The sequence below is a fragment of the Microbacterium sp. H6 genome (assembly GCF_003314775.1).
Taxonomy (GTDB): domain Bacteria; phylum Actinomycetota; class Actinomycetes; order Actinomycetales; family Microbacteriaceae; genus Microbacterium; species Microbacterium oxydans.
Genome location: NZ_QOAY01000306.1, coordinates 62,206 through 67,560, shown reverse-complemented (window position 1 = coordinate 67,560; position 5,355 = coordinate 62,206). Strand labels below are relative to the sequence as shown.

Sequence of the window (5,355 nt, the reverse complement as noted above, 5' to 3'; positions counted from 1 at the left end):
GCTTCGTCCAATGCCGCTTTCGCCGCCTCCGCCTTCTCCTCCGCCTCGGAGACGGCGGACTGCGCCTGCGCGAGCCCGGTCTCCAGCCTCTCGCACTCCGCGACGGCGGATTCGTGTCGCACGGTGATCCGGTTGACCTGCTCCGCGTGCGTGGCGAGGGCAGCGTCGTGTTCGCGGAGCGCTCGAAGAGCCTCCTTGGCCTGCCGTCTCGTGGTCTCGACCGCCTCGTCGGCATCCCGACGAGCTTCACGGAGCGAGTCCGCCACGATCCGGATCTCCGCCAAGCGTTCGGCTGCGGCATCGCGTTCAGCCGCGAGCTCGAGACGCGAGCGCTCACCGCCCGAGCCGGTGCGAAGCGTCTGAGCCGTGATCACGTCTCCGCCGAGGGTGACGATGGTGGTCCCGGTGTCCCCCTTCGCATCGAGTGCAGACCGCGCCGCTCTGGCCGAGTCGAGGTCATCCGCTATCAGCACATGCGACAGGATGCCCAGCACTCCCTCGGGGGCGGTAACGACGTCGACGGCGGGCACGACGCCTGCCAGGGACGGCAACGCCGCGTGCGGTCGCGGCGAGTCGGCGATGACGAAGTCCACCACTCCCCTGCGCTGTTGCGCCGATTCGACGGCCATCGCGAAGGCATCAGACGCCGTGTCGATGAGCACGCCCTCCGCAAGCGGCCCGAGGACCGCGGACACCGCCGCCTCATAGCCGGCACGTACCTGCACGGCATCGCCGACCAGGCCGCGGACGCCACGTCCTCCGGCGCTGACGATCTCCGCCGCACCGCCGGAGAGCGCCAGAGCGCTGCTCAGCGCGGATGTCTTGGCGGTCAAGGAGTCGACTTCACGCTCAGCCGAGTGCAGACGCTCCCGGAGCGACTCGCGCTCGGTCTCCGCCGCCGTGGCGGCCCGCTGCGCGCTCTCGTATGCCGCCGCATGCTCGACGGCCGTACCCTCCGGTGCCTCGGCGTCGTCGATGGACTCCAGTGCCTCAGCCGCTTCCCGCCGACGAGCGTTCGCGGCCTCGAGGGCGTTCTCCTGGCGGAGAACCGCCCCTCGGACCGCGGCGAGAGCTGACGCCGCAGCCTCGGCGGATCCCCGCAAGGCAGACAGTCGCATGTCGTACTGGGAGACGAGCGCGCTCTGCTCGGCGATGTCGACATCGAGGGTGTCGAGTTCCGCGCGCGCGTGCACGACCTCTCGGCTCGCGGCGGCTGCCGCGTCCTGGGCGTCACCCAGTCCCGCAGAGATCGTGTCGATCTCGTCTCTCGCCTCGTCGATCGTGGCCTGTGTCACGGTGATCGCGGTGACCGCGGCATCGTCGTCGTCCGTGCCGAGCAGCGCGAGGCGCTGATTCGCGAGCGTGTAGAGCCCGCGCATCCGCTCCTGCACCTGCTCGAGACCGAACGCCACGCTGCGCGCCTCGTCCACGGCGACGGAATTCTGATCCTGTTCGAGTCGCGCGATGCTCGCGCGAACCGTCTCCGCCTGGTCGGACAGAACGAGACGCTCGGTGTGGCGCTCGTGCTCGGTCCGAGTGTGGTCAGCGAGAGCGGCACGCAGAGAAACCACGTCGTCCGCGAAGAGGCGCGCCTTGGCATCACGCACCACGGCGGCGATGGTCTGCGCCTCGCGCGCGATCTCGGCCTGTCTTCCCAGAGGCTTGAGCTGCCGCCGGATCTCGCCCGCGAGATCGCTCAATCGGGTGAGATTCGTCTCCATCGCATCGAGCTTGCGGAGCGTCTTCTCCTTGCGACGTCGATGCTTGAGGATTCCCGCTGCTTCCTCGATGAATCCTCGGCGGTCCTCGGGCGACGCCTGCAGCACGGTGTCGAGACGTCCCTGGCCGACGATGACGTGCATCTCGCGTCCGAGTCCCGAGTCGCTCAGAAGCTCTTGAACGTCGAGGAGACGACAGCCCTCGCCATTGATGGCGTACTCGCTCGAACCGTTGCGGAACAGGGTGCGACTGATCGTCACCTCTGCGAACTCGATCGGCAGCGCCCCATCGGAGTTGTCGATCGTCAGCTGCACCTCGGCCCGACCGAGAGGACCGCGTGTCGACGTGCCGGCGAAGATGACGTCTTCCATCTTCCCGCCGCGGAGAGTCTTCGCACCCTGTTCGCCCATCACCCAGGCGAGCGCGTCGACGACGTTCGACTTTCCGGAACCGTTCGGCCCGACGATGCAGGTGACCCCGGGCTCGAAGACGAAGCTCGTCGGTTGCGCGAACGACTTGAACCCTTTGAGCGTCAGGCTCTTCAGATGCATACGGGCACCGCTCGTCCGGGGAGAATCACGCGGCTACGCTACCGGAATTCCGGGCCTGGAGCCTCATCCCGCGCGGGTCGACGGCGAACTCGAGAGGCCGGCGACACGCCGAGCGGAACAGTATGTGCTTGACGTGGCTCTCGCGGGTTCGCTACGGTGGCCTCCGGATCGCCACACGAAAGGAGGTTACCGATGATTACGACTCAGCTCAACGCACAGGCCACTGGCCTCGCCGCGCCCGCGCACTTTGCGCCGCGCCCTGCGTTCTCGGTAACCGCCGGCGTCCGCATGAGCGCTCTCTCGTAGAACCGCAACCCGACTCTCCAGACCTCCCGTAGGTCCAGTCCGGCCGTTTCTCTCGCGCCCCCTCCGCAGATCTGCCCCGCAGATCTCGGCACATCCCGCATCCGCTGGCCGCCTCTTCGGCCTGCGTCGACGCCTGCTCTCCCGCACCGTTCGCAGCTGCATCCGCAGCCGACGTGCGGTGCTTCCGCACCCATCATCACCATCACTTCCGAAGGAACCACCGTGAACACCACGTTGCACCGCAGCGACATCCACCCGCCCGATATCGAGGACCACGAGGTCCTCCAGATTCCCCGCCCCGATGAACTGCGTCGCCTTTCGATGGCAGATCGTCTCTCCCTCAGGATCGGCCTCTGGCTCTTCCAGAGGGCACAGCGTCCGCGGCACACCCGTCGCGGCCTGCGCATCGATCCGGCCGACCTGTTCCTCCTCGGCGAGCAGCGTCATCGCTCCGCCGCAGAGTCGTACGCCCTGCTCACGTACGACATGCAGCGCGGCATGCGCTGAGACCGTCGAGGCCGTGACGAGCATCTCCGCGACGGCGCCCGCTCGCCTCACCCGCGAGCGGGCGCCGTCCCATCACAATCCCCTCCACACACCCCGCACGGAAGAACAGACATGAAGACCATGGAAACCACGATCACGCCGCTGGTCGTCCCGGCCAGCCTCCAGAGCGAGGATGCCGCCGAGTTCCTCGCCTTCGGCGAGCTCAACAGGCGCGTCTGCGATGAGCAGGTGGGTCTCCCCGACCTCGCGCCTGACGCCGCTCAGATGCTGCCGAACTGGCAGGATGACACGGACGCACTCGACGTGGGCTTCGTCGCCCGGATCGATGGCGGCATCGTCGGCATGGTGACGATCTCCTTCGCGCAGGAAGCCGATGCTCACGCCGCGGAGATCGACCTGCTGGTTCCGTCGGCCCACTGGGGCCGTGGCGTCGAAGAGGCGCTCCTCGACACAGCGGAGGCGGAAGCGCGCGCGCACGGTCGGAGTGTCCTGCAGATCTGGAGTCTGCACCGTCCCGAGGAGAGCGAACGGATGCTGGTTCCCCGCACGGGGTGGGGGCGCGTACCGGCGACGCCGCTCTCCGACCTCGTGGAGGCACGCGGTTTCGTCCTCGAGCAGGTGGAGCGCAACAGTGAGTACGACCTCCGAGGCGACCCGGAACTGCTTCGCGCGGCCCTGAGCGACGCGATCGCTCTGGCGGGCGAAGACTACGCACTGCTCGAATGGGACATGCCCACGCCTCCGGAGCTGAGGGCAGGGTTCGCCGCTGTGCTCGCCCGGCTGTCCACGGACGCACCCAGCGGCGACATGGACTTCGTCGAAGAGGTCTGGGACGCCGAGCGGGTGGTGCGGCGTGAGGCGCGACTGCTCGGCGCCGGGCAGGCTGTCTCCGTGGCGGCAGTGCGTCATGTCCCGTCCGGGACCATCGTCGCGTACAACGAACTCCTCATCGCCGCCGATCGCACGGGTGTGACGCACCAGTTCGGAACGCTGGTGAGCAAGCACCACCGTGGCCATCGTCTGGGAACCATCGTGAAATGCGCCAACCTGCTCCGCTGGCGCGAGCTGATGCCTGAGTCGACCGTCGTCTCCACTTTCAACGCCGAGGAGAACCGGCCGATGCTGAACATCAACGAGGCCATCGGCTTCGTGCCGGTCTCCTACGCCGGGGCATGGCAGAAGAAGCTCTGACGAGGGTGCGGGCCCGATCTCATTCTCCGGGATGACGTCGAGCCCGCACCGTCATCCGCCCGGGCGACGACCGAGCCGGGCGGGACGGCGAGGCTGGAATCATGAACATCCCCGTGATCGAAGCCCACGCCCTCAGCAAGAACTTCGGGTCGACACGCGCCCTCGCAGGCGTCGACCTCGCCATCCATCGCGGTGAGTCCGTCGCCATCATGGGAGCCTCGGGTTCGGGTAAGACCACTCTCCTCCACGTCTTGGCGGGGATCACCGCACCTGACGCGGGCGGAGTCGTCTTCCGCCCCGCCGAGGGATCCGCTATCGAGGTCACCGCGCTCGGAGAGTCAGCGCGCTCACGACTGCGACGCGAGAAGTTCGGGTTCGTCTTTCAGCAGGGCCTTCTCATCCCCGAGCTGACCGCGGTGGAGAACGTGGCCCTCGCCTCGATGATCAACGGCATCCGACGTCAGGACGCCGTGCAGCACGCGGCATCCTGGCTGGCGGCTCTCGGACTCGCCGGGATGGAGGACCGCCGGATCGGCGAGCTGTCGGGTGGGCAGGCACAGCGCGTCGCCATCGCACGCGCCCAAGCCACCGGCGCGGAGGTCGTCTTCGCGGACGAGCCCACCGGAGCGCTGGACTCCACCACGTCCTCGGAGGTCATGGACGCGCTCCTGTGGTCCACGACCGGACAGGGCCGCACCCTCGTCGTCGTCACGCATGACGCCGAGGTCGCCGCTCGGTGCACGCGAACGATCGCAGTGCGCGACGGACGGATCATCTCGTCGGCGGTGACCGCATGAACCGCAATGTGCTCACCCTCCTGCTTCGCCCCGCTCCCGGTCAGGGCAGCGTTATCGCTCTGCCGGTCGTCGCCTTCGCCGTGGTCACGACGCTGGTTCTCACCGTCATCGGCGGGGCGCAGTCGTTCTGGGGATGGACCGACGAGTTCGCTCCTCTGTATCAAGCCCTTGCGGCCATCGCCCTCGTGCTGCTGGTCGTCCCGCTGATGTCCGTCGGCGGAGCGGCAGCTCGACTCTCCGCGCGTCGACGCGACGAACGACTCTCCACGCTCCGTCTGCTCGGT

Annotated in this window: 4 protein-coding genes and 1 pseudogene; 4 read left to right on the top strand and 1 reads right to left on the bottom strand. The window is 68.1% G+C overall.

The window, feature by feature from the left end; genetic code table 11:
• Positions 1-2,270 (bottom strand): chromosome segregation SMC family protein (locus DSP71_RS24425; protein ID WP_258546581.1); only part of this gene is annotated, 2,270 nt, incomplete at its 3' end.
• A gap of 528 nt (positions 2,271-2,798) precedes the next feature.
• On the opposite strand from DSP71_RS24425, the gene DSP71_RS20330 reads away from it, so the two are divergent.
• The 4 genes and pseudogenes from DSP71_RS20330 to DSP71_RS24420 form a co-directional block, all read left to right on the top strand.
• Positions 2,799-3,083 (top strand): hypothetical protein, encoded by a 285-nt coding sequence (locus DSP71_RS20330; protein WP_061017650.1) that lies wholly within the window; start codon positions 2,799-2,801, stop codon positions 3,081-3,083.
• 111 nt (positions 3,084-3,194) lie between these two features.
• Complete coding sequence (locus DSP71_RS20325) at positions 3,195-4,274, top strand: GNAT family N-acetyltransferase (protein WP_113681913.1); 1,080 nt, start codon at positions 3,195-3,197, stop codon at positions 4,272-4,274.
• Between the two features lie 101 nt (positions 4,275-4,375).
• The gene (locus DSP71_RS20320; protein ID WP_046748454.1) at positions 4,376-5,071 is read left to right on the top strand and encodes an ABC transporter ATP-binding protein; all 696 of its coding nucleotides are present in this window, start codon (positions 4,376-4,378) and stop codon (positions 5,069-5,071) included.
• Positions 5,068-5,355, top strand: a pseudogene (locus DSP71_RS24420) (permease); the annotation flags it as partial. The gene DSP71_RS20320 and the pseudogene DSP71_RS24420, both read left to right, overlap by 4 nt.